At 60.4% G+C, this 18,948-nt stretch carries 13 protein-coding genes, 1 tRNA gene and 1 CRISPR repeat array; of the genes, 9 read left to right on the top strand and 5 right to left on the bottom strand.

Translation table 11 applies throughout. The features are described 5' to 3' along the window. Positions 1-49: 49 nt before the first annotated feature. A tRNA-Lys gene (locus GH656_RS13625) sits at positions 50-125 on the top strand. Between the two features lie 131 nt (positions 126-256). Here GH656_RS13625 and GH656_RS18170 read toward each other — a convergent pair. Both GH656_RS18170 and GH656_RS13620 read right to left on the bottom strand, forming a co-directional pair. After that, positions 257-388 carry a hypothetical protein gene (locus GH656_RS18170; RefSeq protein WP_281349654.1) on the bottom strand — a complete coding sequence of 44 codons (132 nt, stop codon included), beginning with the start codon at positions 386-388 and terminating at the stop codon, positions 257-259. A gap of 401 nt (positions 389-789) precedes the next feature. Then, positions 790-2,733 carry a Kelch repeat-containing protein gene (locus GH656_RS13620; protein ID WP_174769756.1) on the bottom strand — a complete coding sequence of 648 codons (1,944 nt, stop codon included), beginning with the start codon at positions 2,731-2,733 and terminating at the stop codon, positions 790-792. Between the two features lie 500 nt (positions 2,734-3,233). On the opposite strand from GH656_RS13620, the gene GH656_RS13615 reads away from it, so the two are divergent. The 8 genes from GH656_RS13615 (at position 3,234) to cas6f (ending at position 13,456) form a co-directional block, all read left to right on the top strand. Further along, complete coding sequence (locus GH656_RS13615) at positions 3,234-3,509, top strand: hypothetical protein (protein WP_153076427.1); 276 nt, start codon at positions 3,234-3,236, stop codon at positions 3,507-3,509. After that, positions 3,499-3,810: a hypothetical protein gene (locus GH656_RS13610; RefSeq protein WP_246184272.1), complete on the top strand. Its 312-nt coding sequence runs from the start codon at positions 3,499-3,501 to the stop codon at positions 3,808-3,810. The genes GH656_RS13615 and GH656_RS13610 overlap by 11 nt, the downstream gene beginning before the upstream one ends. A 701-nt stretch (positions 3,811-4,511) precedes the next feature. Then, on the top strand, positions 4,512-5,528 hold the full coding sequence (cas1f, locus tag GH656_RS13605; RefSeq protein ID WP_425495866.1) for a type I-F CRISPR-associated endonuclease Cas1f: 1,017 nt from the start codon (positions 4,512-4,514) through the stop codon (positions 5,526-5,528). After that, complete coding sequence (gene cas3f, locus GH656_RS13600; protein ID WP_153076426.1) at positions 5,525-9,139, top strand: type I-F CRISPR-associated helicase Cas3f; 3,615 nt, start codon at positions 5,525-5,527, stop codon at positions 9,137-9,139. Before cas1f ends, cas3f begins: the two co-directional genes overlap by 4 nt. Positions 9,140-9,250: 111 nt before the next feature. Beyond that, positions 9,251-10,648 (top strand): type I-F CRISPR-associated protein Csy1, encoded by a 1,398-nt coding sequence (gene csy1, locus GH656_RS13595; RefSeq protein ID WP_153076425.1) that lies wholly within the window; start codon positions 9,251-9,253, stop codon positions 10,646-10,648. Positions 10,649-10,659: 11 nt separating this feature from the next. Continuing rightward, entirely contained in the window at positions 10,660-11,784 is a 1,125-nt protein-coding gene (gene csy2 / locus GH656_RS13590; RefSeq protein ID WP_153076424.1) for a type I-F CRISPR-associated protein Csy2, read from the top strand. A 77-nt stretch (positions 11,785-11,861) separates the two neighbouring features. Then, a complete protein-coding gene (csy3, locus tag GH656_RS13585) occupies positions 11,862-12,881 on the top strand; it encodes a type I-F CRISPR-associated protein Csy3 (protein ID WP_153076423.1) in 1,020 nt (339 codons plus the stop codon). Positions 12,882-12,886: 5 nt separating this feature from the next. Next, the gene (gene cas6f, locus GH656_RS13580) at positions 12,887-13,456 is read left to right on the top strand and encodes a type I-F CRISPR-associated endoribonuclease Cas6/Csy4 (protein ID WP_153076422.1); all 570 of its coding nucleotides are present in this window, start codon (positions 12,887-12,889) and stop codon (positions 13,454-13,456) included. Positions 13,457-13,603: 147 nt separating this feature from the next. After that, positions 13,604-15,492: a CRISPR direct-repeat array (repeat unit 28 nt; unit sequence GTTCGCTGCCGCGTAGGCAGCTTAGAAA). 136 nt (positions 15,493-15,628) lie between these two features. On the opposite strand, the gene GH656_RS13575 is transcribed toward cas6f, so the two are convergent. The 3 genes from GH656_RS13575 to GH656_RS13565 all read right to left on the bottom strand — a co-directional run bounded on the left by GH656_RS13575 (position 15,629) and on the right by GH656_RS13565 (position 18,754). Then, the gene (locus GH656_RS13575) at positions 15,629-16,417 is read right to left on the bottom strand and encodes a DNA-binding transcriptional regulator (RefSeq protein ID WP_153076421.1); all 789 of its coding nucleotides are present in this window, start codon (positions 16,415-16,417) and stop codon (positions 15,629-15,631) included. Between the two features lie 200 nt (positions 16,418-16,617). Continuing rightward, a complete protein-coding gene (locus GH656_RS13570; RefSeq protein ID WP_153076420.1) occupies positions 16,618-17,349 on the bottom strand; it encodes an HpcH/HpaI aldolase family protein in 732 nt (243 codons plus the stop codon). Positions 17,350-17,431: 82 nt separating this feature from the next. Further along, positions 17,432-18,754, bottom strand: a complete 1,323-nt coding sequence (locus GH656_RS13565; protein WP_153076419.1) for an MFS transporter — start codon at positions 18,752-18,754, stop codon at positions 17,432-17,434. Positions 18,755-18,948: the final 194 nt, after the last annotated feature.

Raw genomic sequence — 18,948 nt, 5'->3', positions numbered from 1 at the left:
GAAGGGCTAGGCAAGTACCGATCTTTGCGGCATAATTCGCCGTCTGTTTGGGGCGTTAGCTCAGTTGGTAGAGCAGCGGACTCTTAATCCGTAGGTCGACAGTTCGAATCTGTCACGCCCCACCAAGTATTTGAAAGGGTTCCAAGCGATTGGAGCCCTTTTTGTTTGTTCCGCAGTTTTCTCTATCGAGTAGGCGTTACCAGGTTGCCTTTCCGATGCCGGACATCCCGGCCATCTGCTCGTCGGCGTGCCCAGGCTAGTCCTTCGCTGCTGTCATTCCCACCCATTCCTCCTTGTCCGTGCCCGCCTTGGCACGCAGATCACGGAACTGGAGCACCTCCATTGCGGCAGCAAATTCGCCCTGCTTCTGCACATGCGCTTTCTTCACCGCCGCTCTGCTCGGGCCTCTCGCAGTGAGCGTCTGAGCGGAGCTGTCGCCAGCTGTTCAACTGGTTCCGATAGCATGTCCAGCGCTGCCAGCGCCACCGGCGTGGGCGATGCTGCTACCGCCTACGCTGACCTCGACCGAGCGACTGCGCAGCGCGTTTTCGCTGTCGCGGCCGACGATCAGCGAGAGATAGACGAGCTGCGCGCGCTTCAGAGCTATGTGTGTGCGGTAAGGCCGGGGGCAGTGGATTGCGGCTCTCGGAGCCGAAGCTAATTTCGCCAACGGGCCGCTTCGGGCCGGTGGCGTAAACAGTAAAGCCTCACTGGAACAGTGAGGCTTTGAGAGTATGAGTGCCGTCAGCCTTGATGCCGCCCGAGTGCCGCCCGAGCCGCCCGGCAAGATCAAGGCACAAACAGCTCGGTGGTTGCGCCATCGGTGTCACCGCTATCGCTTATACGTCCGGCCGCCAGCACCTGGCCGTTCGGCAACAAGGTGAACGTCGCGCCAAACCGGTTCGTATGAGTCAAGCCCGCCATGGTCCACTCACCGGTTTTAATGTCATACAGCTCCGTCGTCCGGTCTGTGCGCAAAGTATCTCCACCCGCCACCAGCACCTGAGCGTTGGGTAACAGCAGCGCAACATGGTCCCGATGCATTACGTTCATCGGCTTTATCGCAGACCACATACCTGTGTCTGGATCGTAGAGCTCAGCAGAGTTCAGCGTTACGCCAGCGAGGTTTGTGCCTCCTGCAACGAGCACCTTGCCGTCCGGCAACAACGTCGCGGAATGTACCGACCTCGGCTCGACTAACTCTCCTGTTGTGTTCCACATGCCGGTTTGCGGGTTGTATCGCTCTGTCGTGCTGCTGCTCGTAATCGTTTGCTGGCCACCTGCCACCAGTACTGTGCCGTCGTGCAAAAGCGTCGCGGTATGACTCACATGAGCCGACTGCATCGTCCCCGCCGCAGCCCATGTATCCGACACTGGATCGTACCGTTCCGTAACCAGCCCGGCTGGCCCAAAAATCTTCGGCGGTGGTAACGATCCGCCAACCACAAGAATCGTGCCGTCATCCAGCTCAGTTGTCGTTTGATTGTTGACGTGCATCTCACTCATCAAACTGGTGGACCAAGTCCATGTTCCGCTCAAGGGGTCATACCGGTCGGACTGCTTGCTCTGCAGCTGCGTGGCGATGCCACCAATTGCCAGGACGGCGTCGGCGTGCGGGCCGGTTTTCAGCCGCATCGCATCATGCATCGCGCGCGGGACGTTCATTGGGCCCGCCGTTTCCGTCCATGTGCCATGGGCCGGATCGTAGATCTCGGCGCTAGAGCGGACTTGGCCCCACGTACCATATAGATCACCGCCCGCCACCAGCACCTTGCCATCAGCAAGCAGGGTCGCAGAATGACTGACGCGTGCCTCGTTCATCGGATTGCCCTGGGCCCAGGTGCCCGGCTTGACGACTTCGAGCGAGACCGGTGCGCTGACCGAGCCCGCCGCGTTGGCACCCGTCACGGTGTACATCGTGCGGCTGACCGTTTCCGTGGGCGTGCCGCTGATTTCACCGGAGCGGGTGTTCAGGCTCAGGCCAGCAGGAAGCGCTGGCGTTACGCTAAACCGGCGAATCGCGCCACCGCTCGACTGCGCCGAATTGGTCAGCAAGACTCGGCCCTCGCCGCCTAGCACCCAGCTTTGTGCATACGCGAGACTCGCGGGCGGGACCGGTAGCGCTACGGCGATAACCAGCGCCGTGCTGACCGAACCCGCGCCGTTGCTGCCGCTTACCGTATAGGTGGTGGCGGTTGTGACGATGCTCGGCGTGCCGCTGATCACCCCGGTCGCTGCGTCGAGTTGCAGGCCCGGCGGCAGCTCCGGCGTGACCGACCACGCGGTGATGGCGCCGCCTTCGCTGTGCGGCAGGTTCGGCGTGATTGCTTCACCCAGTTCATATGAAACCGGCGTGGCGTCGTAGGACAGGTTGGCGGGCGCGGTTTCGCCGGAGGTCACGGTAATCGTGATGGCGGTGGTCGCTGAGCCGCCTTTGTTACTGCCCGTGATCGTATAGATGGCGCGCGCAGTGGGCTGGGCCGGTGTGCCGCTGATGATGCCGCTGGTGGCATCAAGCGTCAGGCCAGGCGGCAGCGCTGGCGTGACCGCATACAGGGCGATCGGCCCGCCACTGCTGGCGGGTGTATTGGGTACGACTGGCTGGTTGGCGGCATAGCTCGCGTTGAGCGTGGTGTAGTGCAGTCCGGCCGGTGCGGCAACGGTCTGCATGTCACTGCCGCAAGCGGCCATCAGGAAGGCGGTGCTGAAGATGAGCAGGAAGAAACGGATCACAAAAATTCCCCGGGACAAAAACGATATGGCATCGGATACCGCGTCACCGGTGCTCTCTGGCGGAGCATGTGGCGCACGGCTCATATCATGCGTAGATTTGTTACTGAATGCTTTCGGTTTCAGTAACAAATGTGGTTATTTCGTTCCATCTTCGAGGAAATTTTTTGTGTTTTATGGTGCTTTCCCTGGAGTAGCGGGGAGGGGGGCCACGCCACATTTTCTTCACGCCTCCAGCCATCCGAGGTCTGGGCCGAACTAGTGCCACAACGGCTCCCGCTCTCCTGCAACCAGCACCCCATAACCCCCTCACATCTCTATCTCAAAAAATGTTATATGGGTTGTCAACGGAACGCTTCGGCGGCCCGTTTTAATGGGCAGGCTATTTTTTGCCTGCCTTGTTCTGTTCCTGTTCCTCTTAACTCAGGAAAGCCGGCATGCCCCGCCTGCGAGACATCCGGCAGGTTTGCCTGAAATAACACCCACTTGCATGGAGTTGGACAATGAAATTGCACCGTCTGGCAGCACTGTTGCCTATCGTTTATTTCGCCGCTGGCGTGGCTGGCGCAGTTGCTCAGCCTGCAGCCGACGTTAGTTACTCGCGTCACCCGGAGCTGGCTTCCGCGCAGGCCTCGATTCGTCAGGCGTTTGTCCAGATTGAGCGGGCTCAGTCGGCGAACCGGGATCGTCTGGGTGATCACGCTGAAAATGCCAAGCGCCTGCTGGATCAGGCTAGCTGGGAGCTGAAAGCGGCTGCGGAATACGCTAATGGCCGCTAAGCCCACCAGCAAGCTGAGCCTCGGTGCCATCAAGCTCATCTGCGCGAGCCTTGTCCTGGCTAGCGTGGCGGGTTGTGTGGTGGCCCCGCCAGCACCGCCGCCTGAGCAGGACATCAGTTGGCAGCTGCATCCGGAACTGGCAGCGGCGCAGGCTTCGATCCGTCGAGCCTACGATGCCACCAGCCGGGCCCAATCGGCCAATCAGAATCAGCTGGGCGACCATGCTGAACGTGCCAAGGGCCTGCTGGATCAAGCGAGTGCCGAGCTGAAAGCGGCGGCGGAATACGCCAACATGCGCTAAGCGTGAGCTAAGCGCGACTTAAGCATGACCGAAGCATGACAAGTGACGGGCCGCCATGGCTCGTCACTTCCGAGGTTGTCCCAGGCTGAGTTCCGCGCCTGGCGTCAGCGCTCATCCATCTTGCGTTCCCGCTACCCCCTGGCGGAGCAGTCCTCTCTTACAGATACCGTTTTAGCGCGAGCCTTCATGCTCAGCGGCTGCATTGGCGATGCCGGTAAGCCGCCAGCGTAATGAGTGGCCGGAAATTTTTATCCGGGCGCTGCCAACAAGATCTGATTCCGTTCGCACAAAGACTTGCGCGTAAACGAGGCAAGCGACGAAAACGATGCAGCCGACATAAAAGACCAACGCATCGTGCCAGCCAACCCCGCCTGCAGTGGTGGTCTATGCCCCGTTCCACGTCCATGACCATGGTCCAGGCAGATCCAGCCGTTGTGCTATGTCAGCACTCTTTTCCGGCTTGCTGAGCTATACCGGCCATATGTAAAAGCAGTACATATTGTTTCTCCATATAGAAGAGAATCCCGGAGCGGCAAACCAGCGTATTGCTTTTCTTTGAACCGAAGGCCAGTACGCGGCCGATGACCGCCATCTGATTTCGACCCGCCACGACCCGCCGCATGACGCTGATTCAGCGCTTGTCTGATTCAGGCTGAACCTGACAACCGGTTTTGCCTGGCGCAATCGAATCATCTAATTCATTGAATCAAACCCGAGGAGGGTGTCTGGAATCGTTACGGTCATCCGATCTGAAGAACATTCTGCATTCCAGGCGCGCCAACCTTTACTACCTCGAACATTGCCGGGTGCTGGTGAAAGGTGGGCGTGTCGAATATGTGACCGATGCGGGCAAAAAAAGCCTGTACTGGAACATTCCAATTGCGAACACCACCAGCATCCTGCTCGGCACGGGCACCTCCGTGACTCAGGCGGCGATGCGCGAACTAGCGAAGGCGGGTGTGCTGGTCGGTTTCTGTGGTGGGGGCGGCACGCCGCTGTTCAGTGCCAATGAGGTCGATGTCGAAGTCGCGTGGCTGTCGCCGCAAAGCGAATATCGGCCTACTGAATATCTGCAAGCGTGGGTGCGCTTCTGGTTTGACGATGCGTGGCGTTTGCATGCAGCCAGACAGTTGCAGACGCATCGCTTGAAGCGGTTGCAGCAGGCATGGAGCGCACGGGCATTGCGCGATGCGGGTTTCACAGTGGATGTCGCGCGCTTGCTTGTGCTGGTGCCGCAGTTTGAGCGGCAGATTGCTGCGGCCTCAGATGTCAGCGAGCTGCTGACCGCCGAAGCCCGTCTGACCAAAGCGCTGTTCAAGCTCGCGGTGGAGGCGGTGGGCTATGGCGAATTCACGCGCGCCAAGCGCGGTGGCGGCACCGATGCGGCCAACCGCTTTCTGGATCACGGTAACTATCTGGGCTACGGCCTTGGTGCCACGGCAACCTGGGTGCTGGGTTTGCCTCATGGGCTGGCTGTGTTGCATGGCAAGACCCGGCGTGGTGGCCTGGTGTTCGACGCGGCTGATCTGGTCAAGGATGCGGTGATCTTGCCGCAGGCTTTTCTGGCCGCGATGCGCGGCGATGACGAGCAGCAGTTCCGGCAGCAATGCATTGAGGCGCTGACGCGCGACGAATCGCTGGATTTCATCATCGATACCCTCAAAGCCATTGCGCTTGACACCGCACGTCTCGCGGCTACAGCGAAGGCGCAGCCATGAACGTGCTGTTCGTCTCGCAATGCACCAAGCGCGCATTGAGCGAAACCCGGCGCATTCTCGACCAGTTCGCGGAGCGGCGCGGCGAACGAACCTGGCAGACGCCGATCACCCAGGCGGGGCTCGATACGGTGCGCAAGCTGTTGCGTCAGAGCGCGCGCAAGAACAGTGCCATCGCCTGTCACTGGATTCGCGGGCGCGATCATAGCGAGTTGCTCTGGATCGTCGGTGACGCGCGGCAGTTCAATCCGCAGGGTGCCGTGCCAACCAATACGACCGCGAACGATGTGCTGCGTGCCGGGGATGAAAGCACCTGGCATCAGTTGCCCATGATGAGTGCGATGAGCGCGCTGGCGGCGTTGCTGCACGATCTGGGCAAGGCTAGCGCAGCGTTTCAGCGGCGTTTGCGTGAGCCGGGCCTGCGGGAGCGTAACCATTACCGTCACGAATGGGTGTCGGTGCGCTTGTTTCAGGCGTTCGTTGGCACGGCGCAAGATGACGCCAGTTGGTTGAAGCGGCTGGCTGATTGCACGGAGGCGCAAGTTGAGCCGCAAGCGTTCGAGGCGCAATGGCTCGATCACCATGGTGGACGTTTGTTGCGCGACGGGCTGGATGATGGAGACGGCACGCAGGAGATGACGCGCTTGCCGTTTGCGACCTTGCCGCCACTGGCACAGGCCATCGCCTGGCTGGTGCTGACGCATCACCGGTTGCCTTGCATGCCGGTGCGCACAGGGGATGGCAGTGCAGATGACGGCGCCGATGGCAACGCCGATGACAGCGCCGATGATGGGCCGCGGCGCGAGAAATGGATGCGGTTCGGCGCGGACATGCGCAGTATCAACAGCGCAGATCTGGTCGATCTGGTGCGCCAGATCAGCGCGGACTGGAATGAGCCCCGTGAGCCTCAGGCCGCTGCTGCGGTGGCAGCGTACTGGAGCTTTCCGCATGGCCTGCCAGTGGCCACCGCACCCTGGCGCAAGCAGGCGGCGCGCTATGCCCGCAAGCTGCTGGCGCTGCCCAGCGTGACCTTGAGCTCACCAGTGCTAGACGATCCGTTTGTGCTGCATGTGTCGCGGCTGTGCCTGATGCTGGCCGACCATCATTACTCCAGCATCGAAGACGACGCCCGGCGTCAACCGTATCGCAATCCAAACTATCCGCTCTATGCCAACACGCTGGGCCAGCGCAGCGTTGAGCGCTTGCAACTGAGCGGTTCCGGGCCGTTTTTCAAGCAGACGCTCGATGAGCACCTCCTCGGCGTGCAGGCGCATGCGTCGTTGATTACGCGTTCATTGCCGACGCTGGCGCGCAGTTTGCCCGCATTGCAGAACCATCGCGGTTTGCGCAAGCGCAACACGAACCCGCGTTTCCAGTGGCAGGACAAGGCTGCGGACCTCGCGGCGGGAGTACGTCAGCGCGCGGCCGAACACGGTGCGTTCATCGTCAACATGGCTTCGACGGGCTGCGGCAAGACGCTCGGTAACGCTCGCATCATGAATGCGCTGGCGGACCCGCAACGAGGCTTGCGCTGCGCTTTTGCGATTGGCCTGCGCACGCTCACGATGCAAACCGGCCGCAGTTTTCAGCGCGATCTGGGGCTGAACGACGAACAACTCGCGGTCAAGGTGGGCGGTGCCGCTAGCCGTGCGTTGTTTAACTACTGGGAAGCTCAGGCCGAAGCCACAGGATCTGCATCCGCGCAGGCGTTGCTCGACGAAGGCGGGCAGGTGCTGTTCGAGGGCAACGAGCAGCATCCGTTGCTGCAACGGCTGACCGACGATGCCCAGGTGCGTTCGCTGCTCGCCGCGCCCTTGCTGGTTTGCACCGTCGATCATCTGACGCCCGCGACCGAGAGCCTGCGCGGTGGCCGCCAGATCGCTCCGATGCTGCGGCTGATGAGCAGCGATCTGGTGCTCGATGAACCCGACGATTTCGACATGGCCGATCTGCCCGCGCTGACGCGGCTGGTGCATTGGGCCGGGCTGCTGGGCACGCGCGTGTTGCTGTCGTCGGCGACGTTGCCGCCGTCTCTGGTGCGCGGGCTGTATCTGGCCTATCTGGATGGCCGCCGCTATTACCAGCGCAACTTGGGTGAGCGGCCTGAGGAAGCGCCGCGCGTCGTGTGCCTGTGGTGCGATGAATTTGCCCAGGCGCATGCCGATTGCGCGGATGACGAGCAGTTTGCCGAAGCGCACCAGGCTTTTGTGGCGAAGCGCTGCGAACACCTGGCTCGCGCTGAAATCCGCCGTCGTGCGGCGCTGTTGCCGGTGCATGACGAATGGGGCGCAATCTCGCGTAGCGCGCGCCGCGAAGACTTCGCCACGCGCGCGCTAGAGCGTGCCTGGGCCTTGCATCAGGATGAGCAGAACCATTCTGTCGATCCCACTAGCGGCAAGCGCGTGAGTTTAGGTTTGATTCGTATGGCTAACATTGCACCGCTGTTCGATGTTGCACTGGCGCTGTATCGGCAGGGTGCGCCCGCACCCGGTGTGCGAGTTCATCTGTGTGTGTATCACTCGCAATTTCCGCTGCTGGCGCGCTCGCATATCGAGCAGCAGCTCGACGCCGTGTTTGATCGCCGTGGGCCTGCCGGGGACGTTGATCCGGCGCTGACGCATCCGGCGGTGCGGGCGCTGCTCGACGTGCACCCTGAACCGCACCAGATGTTCGTGGTGCTGGCCTCGCCGGTGTGCGAGGTCGGGCGTGACTGGGATGCCGACTGGGCGATTGCAGAGCCCTCCTCGATGCGCTCGCTGATTCAGCTCAGCGGGCGGGTGCGGCGGCATCGGCCTGGGGCGGTGACACGCGCCAACATGGCGGTGTTCGATACCAACCTGCGGTGTTTCGAGCGCATGAGCGTCAGGAATGGCGAAGGTGCCGCTCCGGTGTTCTGTCTGCCGGGGTTTGAAATGAAGGAGATACCTCGTTCAAAGAAGCCGGGCGCGTCAACCCCGCAGGAATCTTCGATCTACTTTCATCTGCAATCGCATTGCTTGCGCGATCTGCTGGCGTTGCCCGATGGCGTGTGCGAGTGGGCGATTGATGCGCAGCCGCGTATCCGCCAGGCCGATGTGCTGAAACCGAAAGCCAGCCTGATTGATCTTGAACATGGACGGATGCGCGACACCATGCTGCCGCGCGCAGAGAACTCAGATTTTTTCACGCCGGTGAAGCGCGACGCGACTCGTCACTGGCATCGTCACGACCCCGCCCGGAGCCGGCCGCTCTGGCTGACAGGGGTGCTGCCGCAGTTGCAGCAGTTTCGCCATGACTCGACGAAACGCGAAGACGGGGTGTTGTTGCCGACGGAGGATGAGGACGAGTTGCGCCTGCATCTGACCATCAAGCGGCCGGAGCACGGCAAAACGCCTTATGTGGAGAACCACAGCCTGCTGGTGCCGATACCCGATAGCGCGCTGGACGGGCCAGGCATTGGCCCGTGGTGCCATGCCGATCTGCTGGATTTGCTGCGGCAATGGGCCGAAGCCCAAAGCCAGAGTTTGTTCGCCAGCGCTGAGCGGGTGGCGACGGTGAGCTTGCCTAAGTCAAGCGCGGGCTCGGGGTGGCGGTTTCACCCGAGGCTGGGGTTTAGCCGGGAGGTGCCTTCATGAGCCCCGAAAAGCATTCGACTGGAAAGCCAGTCTTGAGTTGTGTTCTCGGCCTGCACGTGCTGAAAGTACCGGCTGCGGGCGATTTTTTATGGTTTTTTTTAAGGAACCCGAATGTCCGACCTACCTACAACGGTGAGCTATTCGAGCTTCCGTGCGGCTATTGATGCGTTTCTGCTTGATCGCCTCCAGAGCAAGCTCGATAAGCTCCAGCCGGATGACCCGGCCCGCCCCGATCTGATCGCCGACCATCAGCGCGGCCCGTGGCTAAAGGATGCAGCCAGACGTGTCAAACAGATCCAGGCGGTGACGCATTCGCTTAAACCCATTCACCCCGACGCACGCGGCACCAATCTCTACGTTGAGCCCGCCACGTTACCCACGCTCAATGAGCTGGGCAGCCACGCGCTGGGCAGCAACTTTGCCAGCGACGTGGTGGGTAACGCCGCCGCGCTCGACGTCTACAAACTCCTGAAACTCGTAGCCGGGGGACGCAGCCTGTTACAGGCGCTCACCGCTAACGACGCCAGCGCGTTGCAGGCGCTCAGCGACGATCCCGCTGAAGCTCGCTCTTGCCGCGACGCGCTGGTCGGCCTGACAGCCGCCCGCGAAGCCGGGGTCAGCTCACACGTGCTGGCGAAACAGCTGTACTGGCTGACCGGCGACGATGCCACCGACAACGCGCAGTACCACTTGCTTTTGCCGCTGCACGCAACCTCGCTGGCTCACGCTGTTTATGAAGAAATACAGGATGCCCGCTTTGGCGAGGCCAACAAGCTGGCGCGCCAGGCTCGTCGTGAAGGCGCTCCGCATGACGGCGTCTACCGGGAATATCACGTCGCTGTTCAGCAAATGGGCGGGACCAAACCGCAAAACATTTCGCAGCTCAATAGTGAACGCCGCGGCAACAACTACCTCTTCGCCTCACTCCCCCCCATCTGGAAAATCCAGCACAGCTCCCTTCCAGCCTACGTCCCCTCCATCTTCACCCGCACCTTTGGCGCACGCGTTTCGGTGCGCGCCACGCTCCACAAGCTGACGAAGTTCTTGCAGAGCAACCCGCCGCCCAATATGACTACCCGAGAGAAGGTGCGCAACCGCATAGACCAGCTTGCCGACGAAATGGTGATCTACGCAGGCGAGCTGCTGCAGTTTCCAGGGGGATGGTCGCGCGATGCCGCGTTCGACGACCTGGCCGATCACGAAAAACTCTGGCTCGACCCGCTGCGTTGCGAACTGCCGGAAGAAGGCGAGTTCGCCGGCCGCTGGGAATTCATGGATTGGCCCGCCAAGGTCGGCAACGCGTTCGCCCTTTGGCTGAATGAGCAGTTGCGCAAGCAGTCGCTGGATGCCGGTGACGCAGGGTTACGCGAATGGCGTCGGGTGCTGCTGGGCGAAGACCACGCCTGGGTGCAGCAACTGCGCCAACTGCGCGAACGGCTCAATGCGCCGCAAGCCATCCCTTTCCGTCAGACGCATGACGAATTAGCCGTATCGCGGATGGGCAAATGAGCCAGACCACCATGACTAACCTCACCAAAGCACTGCTCGTCTTGCCGCATCTGCGCGTGCAAAACGCTAACGCTATTTCCAGCCCGCTCACTTACGGCTTTCCCTCGATGACCGCCTTCACCGGCTTGATGTGGGCCCTGCAGCGCCAGCTTGCCGCCGCCGGGATTCCGCTGCAGCTGCAACAGGTGGGCGTGATCTGTCATCACTATGAAGCGCAAATGAACGATGGCTACGTCAAGACGTTCCGGCTGACGCGTAACCCCATCGACAAGGACGGCAGCACCGCTGCCATCGTCGAAGAAGGGCGGATTCATCTGGATCTCACCTTGCTATTTCAGGTGGCACAGCCCGCCGAGCAGGCATGGAGCAATGACAGTCAGCTTGCTGAATGGGCCGCCCAGGTTGGCGAGATCGTCTCCCGCATGCGGGTGGCAGGCGGGACGCTGCTGCCACCCGGCCCACCACGGCCAGGACGAAGAACACGTCCATGGCTGGCGAAGCTATCCGAGGTTGATGAAGTGCAGACCCAAGACTTCGCCCGCTGGCGACGTCAGTGGCTGCCAGGTTATGCGCTAGTCGGGCGCGACGATCTGCTGGCTGAGCGCTATCAAACGCTGCGTGACGAGAAGCCCGATGCCACGCTGCTCGACGCATGGCTCCATGCCGCACGTTTTAATCATCAGCCGGTGATGGATGCAGCGGCTGGCATTGCGGCAGATGCTGCGACTGCCATAGCGAATGACGACGCGAATGACGACGCGAACGACGCAATGACCGTCGAAGCGATCAAGCCTGCCACCACCGCCAAAAAATTGCGCTGGGCCGATCCCGTCAGGCAAAAAGGCGCGGGCTGGACTGTCCCGATACCAGTGGGCTATGCCGCGTTGCAGGCACCGCTGGCCGCTGGTGCTGTCGCCAATACGCGCGACGACTCCACGCCCAGCGTTTTTGTCGAATCGGTTTACTCGTTTGGTCAATGGATCAGCCCGCATCGGCTGAATCGCCTGGATGAGTTGATGTGGCAGCCCAGCACTCGTAGTGATGCCAGTACCGACGCCGCGACTGGCCTGTACCGCTGCTACAGCGGTTACTCACCGCATGATGCAGACGACACCGAGCTACCCGATTTCACTTGAGCTTGTCCTCCCCCCTGGACCGGCGACTCTTGTGACGTCGCACGGCCCGATCTTCACTTTTTTGCAGGATGTCTAACATGTTAGAAAAACTGTCCACTACTTCTGTCCTTGCCTTCGAACGCAAACTCGACCCGTCCTATGCGGTGTTCCATTCAGGAAGCTGGAGCGAGCAAGCCAAAGCCTCAGCCTGGGTGCCGATTGGCATCCAGGAAAAATCAGTGCGCGGCACCATCTCCAACCGGCTCAAAGCTAAAGATCAAGACCCCGCGAAACTCGACGCCTCGATTGCAAACCCCAATCTGCAGACCGTGGACATTGCCACGCTGCCAGCCGACGCCGACACGCTCAGAGTCCGGTTCACATTGCGCGTGCTGGCGGGTACGGGCACACCATCAGCCTGCAACAACGCGGGCTACCGCACCCGGCTTCAGAGCGTGGTGCAAGGCTATGTTGAGCAGAATGGATTTACTGAACTAGCGCTCCGTTACGCCGCCAATCTGGCCAATGGACGCTTTCTGTGGCGCAACCGTATCGGCGCGGAAAGCGTGCAGGTGGAGGTTGCGCGAATGCAGAATGGCGCTTCTTCACAGTCATGGACATTCGATGCGCTCGCGCTGGATTTACGCGGGCTGGAGCAACCGAACCAAGACGTGCAAGCGTTAGGCAAATTGATTGCCTCAGGGCTTGCCGGAGAAACGCATGTGCTGTTGCAGGTGAGCGCCTATGTACGGCTTGGAAGAGGACAGGAAGTGTTCCCATCGCAAGAGTTGATTCTCGACAAAGATACTAAGAAGGAGAAAAGCAGGACGTTGTATCAAGTGCAGGACGTAGCTGCGATCCATTCGCAAAAGATTGGCAATGCGCTGCGAACCATTGACACCTGGTACGACGAGGCCCAGGAGGTTGGCCCGATCGCGGTGGAGCCCTATGGTTCGGTTACCACGCATGGCAGGGCGTACCGTCAACCAAAGCAGAAACAGGATTTCTACACCCTGCTGGACGACTGGCTGCTTAAGGACAAGACGCCAACCGTGGAGCAACAGCATTTCGTGATGGCCGTGCTGATTCGCGGCGGGGTGTTTGGCGAGGCGGGCTAACGGCCATGACGACTCACTACATCGACATTACGTTGCTGCCCGACCCGGAGTTTAGCCACGCGCACCTGCTGGGCGCGCTCGTGGCGAAACTGCACCGGGTGCTGGTGCAGCTTAGGGCCGACGATATTGGCATCAGTTTTCCACAGTTCAGCGAGCGGCCACGGTCGTTAGGCCGGGTGCTACGCCTGCATGGCAGCGAGGCTGCGCTACAGCATCTGATCGCGCAAGCGTGGCTGCAAGGCATGCGCGATCACGTGAAGCTGACCCCCGCGACGCCCGTGCCAGCGGCGGTGACGTACCGGGTGGTGCAACGGCGGCAGTTCAAGACCAATGCTGAACGCCTGCGCCGCCGCCGTATGCGACGCAAGGGCGAGACGGCTGAACAGGCCGCAGCAGCGATTCCCGACAGCATCGAACGACAGCCTGACCTGCCTTATGTACAGCTGCGTAGTGTCAGCACAGGGGGGCAGCCGTTTTGTTTGTTTGTTGAGCAACGGGAGGTGACAACTGGATCAGTGCCCGGCAAGTTCAATAGTTATGGCTTGAGCCAGGGCGCTACGGTGCCGTGGTTTTAACTGTTGGTGTTTTTTTAACCCTTTTTTTTGGCAGGGGCTGATGGCCTGTTAAATCAAGGGGTTGGAGATGGTGCTGGAATTTGGGGGAATCCGGGGTGAAAGCCGGATTTTCTTTTGGAATTAAGGGGTTGGGGGTTTTGGGGCGTAGTTCGCTGCCGTGTAGGCAGCTTAGAAAACTTGCAGCGCCAGCTATGCTGCCCAACAAACGTTCGCTGCCGTGTAGGCAGCTTAGAAACCCGCCGCCGCACGCAGACAGAATCAGCAAAAGTTCGCTGCCGTGTAGGCAGCTTAGAAACACTGGTGCGCCGCCGAACTCTCAGCAGAGAGGTTCGCTGCCGTGTAGGCAGCTTAGAAAGATGCGCTCCGACTCAAGCACAGAGCGGGTTGTTCGCTGCCGTGTAGGCAGCTTAGAAAAGCTTCGTTGCGATCGCCACGTGGTCTGGCGAGTTCGCTGCCGCGTAGGCAGCTTAGAAATGTGCCATCAGGTGCCCGGCGTCGCTCGACATGTTCGCTGCCGCGTAGGCAGCTTAGAAAATTAGCCTTGACCTATGGCGGCGGCGCGGGTGGTTCGCTGCCGCGTAGGCAGCTTAGAAATCAGTGCCGATCGTCACGCGACCAGCGCGCCTGTTCGCTGCCGCGTAGGCAGCTTAGAAAAACCTGTCGAAGACCGGTCTATCGGTCGAAGAGTTTGCTGCCGCGTAGGCAGCTTAGAAATGGAAGGCGGGGGGACAGGCGCTCGTGGGCTAGTTTGCTGCCGCGTAGGCAGCTTAGAAACTCGCCTACAAAAGCTTTCTTAAGGCGCGATCAGTTCGCTGCCGCGTAGGCAGCTTAGAAAGTGCGCCGGTCGCTAATCACGCAGCAGTTTATGTTCGCTGCCGCGTAGGCAGCTTAGAAATTCCGGACAGTTACGCCGACGGACACAACCCCGTTCGCTGCCGCGTAGGCAGCTTAGAAAGCGACAGCATCCGGGCTACAGATCCGCGCTGGGTTCGCTGCCGCGTAGGCAGCTTAGAAAAGCTAGCCATATGCGGCGGCCAATTCGTCTCCGTTCGCTGCCGCGTAGGCAGCTTAGAAAATGATGACGACATGCAAAATCCATTTTTCATTGTTCGCTGCCGCGTAGGCAGCTTAGAAAATCGAGGGATCGCACGCGCCAAACATCAGCCAGTTCGCTGCCGCGTAGGCAGCTTAGAAATTCTCCCGATTTGCTCGAACCTGCCCCTCATTGTTCGCTGCCGCGTAGGCAGCTTAGAAATCGGCCCGACGCAGCAGTGCGCTGGCATCAACGTTCGCTGCCGCGTAGGCAGCTTAGAAATACGTCGATGACCAGACATATCAGGCGGTCTGGTTCGCTGCCGCGTAGGCAGCTTAGAAAAGCAGAAAAAGACATCACGCCAGCCCGGCAAACGTTCGCTGCCGCGTAGGCAGCTTAGAAAGTCTATCGTGTCGAAGGTGTACGGGTGCTTATGTTCGCTGCCGCGTAGGAAGCTTAGAAAATGCGCGCGACAAAATCATCAATGCTGGCGTAGTTCGCTGCCGCGTAGGCAGCTTAGAAAAGCACCTGGCGAGCCCGGCAGGATTGTTTGTCGTTCGCTGCCGCGTAGGCAGCTTAGAAATGCGCCTGCGTAAGTCCCGCACTCTTCCGCGCGTTCGCTGCCGCGTAGGCAGCTTAGAAAAGTTAGCCATTGCGGCTCGCTGGTTCGGTTTGGTTCGCTGCCGCGTAGGCAGCTTAGAAACTGACTGCAACGGGAGAGGTGTAGTTGGTGGCGTTCGCTGCCGCGTAGGCAGCTTAGAAAATGCGCGCAGATCGTCGGATGTCATGAAAACTGTTCGCTGCCGCGTAGGCAGCTTAGAAAGATGGCACGAGCGCAGACAATCGCGTCGAAGTGTTCGCTGCCGCGTAGGCAGCTTAGAAACGCCACGACATCAGACGGAGATTCCACATTGAGTTCGCTGCCGCATAGGCAGCTTAAAAAAGTCAGCGCACGCGTATAGCTTCGCAAAAGAAGTTCGCTGCCGCGTAGACAGCTTATAAACTGGAGATTGACTGATAGCCGAAGATCATTGCGTTTTCTGCTGCATAGGCAGCATTAGAAATGCAGATTCGGGGCTAGATGCGAAAGCTATTGGTTTTCTCCCACATAGACAGCCTAAAACCCCGAGCTGCTCCCCCTAAAGCAACCCCGAAATCCTCCTCGAAGCCTCCCTTAACTCCCCCAGATATCGTTCAATCACCACCTCAGTGGATAACGCCGATGAAAACCACGTCATGCCAATCGACGCCACCACGACGTCCTGCGCCATAACCGGAACAGCGATCGTGCGTGATACCGGGCGAACTGCTTCATCGCGGAGCGCATAACCGCGTTCACGGGTTGCATCCAGGAGTGCGTTAATGGCCTCGCTGTCCTGTGCGAGCCGGTCTTCCGAATGGGGGCTCTGGCGCAAAATTTCCAGCAGTGTCTGCCTTTCTTCCGGTGTGCAAAACGCAAGATAAGCTCGTCCCATCGCGCGGGCCACCAGGCTTAGCCGCATGTTGATCGACGAGTGCAGCAGCGATAGCGGTGAATACGGAATCGTGCTGTAGCGCACCACCAGTGCGTCAACCTCCAGCACGCCCACGGCGATAGGCCATTTGATCTGTTCGGTCAGCTTGCGCACGATGGGGGCGGTGGCTTGCACGATGTGCGGGACGTGGTGGTAGCCGGAGTTGAGCATGTTGACGCCGTCGAGCAGACGGTATTGCCCTGGCCGGCCTGCGTGGGTGACGAGACCGAGTTCTTCAAAGGTGTGGAGTAGCCGGATAAGGGTTGGCTTGGGTACGGCTGTCAGGCGGTACAGCGCGTCGAGTGTGGAGACCGGTGCCTGGTTCAGCGCGCGCAGCACGATGATGGCTCGTTCTACAGAACGTATCGACGGGTCGCGTTCCTTCGCCTTCTGAATCTGGACGGTGTCTGTCATGCGGGGCTAGACGTTGTGTGTTGCGATTCATTCGCTGCGCTTCACGTACACGATTGAAAGAATGCACAACACGTTCCGTCAGCGAATGTCTGCTGCCGGTTCGATCGGTTCAATCGATTCGACAGCTTCGCCTAGCTTAATGCGATTCATCGGCTTCAACTATCCGGGCTAGCCCGGTACAACGTTGCTGCTGTGGTGTTTCATTTTTTGAGTGCTAGTGCGCCTTGGCGCAGCATGGATTGGTCGGAGCCGACTACGAACCATGTCGCGCCCATCTGCGCGAATTCGGTGCATTCGTTCACGCTGCCGGTGGCGACGCCGGGAATTTTCCCCGCGCGCTGGGCGATAGCGAGAATCTGTTCGGTGGCTTCCATGACTTCTGGTGCGCGCGCGTCGGTTAGCCCTAGCGATAGTGCGAGGTCTGCGCGGCCGACGAAGAGTCCGGCGACGCCGGGTGTTGCTGCGATCTGTGCGGCGTCGGCTAGCGCGGCGCGGCTTTCGATCTGGCACATCAGCACGGCCTGGTCTCCGGTGGCGATGGTTTGCTTCATGCCGTTCGCGCCATAGCTGGCGAAGCGCGGTGAGCTGGAGTAGCCGCGCTCGCCACCGATGAAGCGGGCGCGTGCCACTAGTTCGCGGGCCTGTTCGGCGGAGTCGACGTGGGGCACCAGTAGACCGGTCGCGCCACAGTCCAGCGCGGACTGGATGGTCGAGGCTTGCTTGTCAGGAATCCGCACAAATAGCGCTAGCCCGACGGAGCGCGCGGCAATAATCATCATGTCGAGTGTCAGGCGGTCAAACGGGGCGTGTTCTGCGTCAACAACGGCGAAGTCGAGCCCGGCACCGCCGAGGATTTCGATGATCTGGGGGGCGGGTGTCTTGACGAAGGTGCCTATCTGGCATGGGGGGGAGCCGGTTTCGATTGAAGTCATGGTGTCGGGTCTTGGGGTATGTGTGTCGGTGGCGCTTTGGGGTGGCCGGTGTGGTCGTGTGTAAGTGTGTCGGGCTGGCAGGTCATGCGCCGGTAGGGTTCTGTGCTGAACTTGTGCGGCCGGTCTGCATGAACAGTGCGATGCCGCTTGCCATCAGCAGGCAGAACGCGGGTAGTGCCATGGCGTAGGCCGGGTGCCCTAGCAGCTTGCCGATCCATGGCATCAGGTTTTGCGCGAGAAAGCCGCCTACATTGCCGACGCTGCAGATCGCGGCGAGGCTGGCGGCGGCCCGGCGTCCGCTGAAGTATTTCGATGGCAGTGACCAGAAGCAGGGCAGTAGCAACGAGGTGCAGGGTGTGCCTAGCACGAGGGCGATAAAGCGGAGGGTCTGCGATTCCACCACCATGCTGACGATGAAAGCCACGCATCCGGCTGCGGCAATCACCATTGCGGTTTTGCGGATCTGGTTGTCGCGTTTGAGCTGGCGCGGAATGATGAGCAGCAGTGTGGCGGTGAGGGCCCACGGGATCATGTTCAGCGTGCCGTTGAGTGCGCCTGATACGCCGAAGTCTTTGATGACGGTTGGTAGCCAATAAATGATGCCGTACAGCGAGGTCAGCAGCAGGGTGTAGCCGCCGGAAAAAGCGATGACTCGTTTGTCGATCAGCACGCTCCAGAGTGAGCCGCCTTCGGTGGCTTGGGGTGAGGCCTCGGAGGCGATGATCTGGCTTAGCCGGGTGCGTTCGCCGGCGTGCAGAAAACGGGCGGAGGCGATGTTGGCGGGCAGCAGGAACAGCACGAAGGGGGCGAGCACAACAGCCATCATTCCGGTGATGAGAAACACCCATTGCCAGCCTGCGATATTCCACAACCCATCTAGCGATAGCAGCGCACCGCCGAAGGCTGAGCCGAGCATGTTGCCGATTGCGCTCCCCAGCGTCAGGATGCCGAGTGCACGCACCTGGTAAGCGCGCGGAAACCATAGGGTGAAGTAGTAGATGATCGCTGGATAAAGTCCGGCTTCGGCGGCTCCCACCAAAAAGCGCAGCGCGGCGAAAGTGGAGCCGGAGGCGGTGTAGGCCAGCAGCAAGGTGGCGAGGCCCCAGCTCAGGACGATGCGTGAGATCCATTTCGGTGCGCCGAAACGATGCGCGCCCATCGCGCTAGGCACCTCGAAGATCACATAGCCGATGAAGAATAGTGAAGACGCCAGGCCGTAAGCGGTTTCGGACAGGCCAATGTGATGCACCATCTGCAGCTTGGCAAAGCTGACGTTCATCTTGTCGATGACGGCCACTAGATAGGTCAGTAAAACCAGCGGCATGATGCGCCACCACACGCGCTGAATCAGTAGCGCATCGTTTTCAGCTTCGCCCGTTCGCGGCGTTGCAATCGTGCAATCCATCTCTCCTCCGGTATTTTCTGTGGCGCTTGATCAGCCATCGAATGGCGCGCCTTGTCTGCTGTATGGCCTGGTAATGGGTGCCGTCTATGCCTGTGCATTGCGGCCCAGCCTGGCTGTTTTTGGGTTTCCAGAAAAATACTAAGGCTGACGAACGACATGCAGCAAGACGAGTTATGCCACTTTTCGCCAGCCGG

This window comes from Paraburkholderia bonniea (assembly GCF_009455625.1).
Classification (GTDB): domain Bacteria; phylum Pseudomonadota; class Gammaproteobacteria; order Burkholderiales; family Burkholderiaceae; genus Paraburkholderia; species Paraburkholderia bonniea.
The sequence above is the reverse complement of the archived record's forward strand: the minus strand, read 5'-3'. Positions and strand labels throughout refer to the sequence as shown.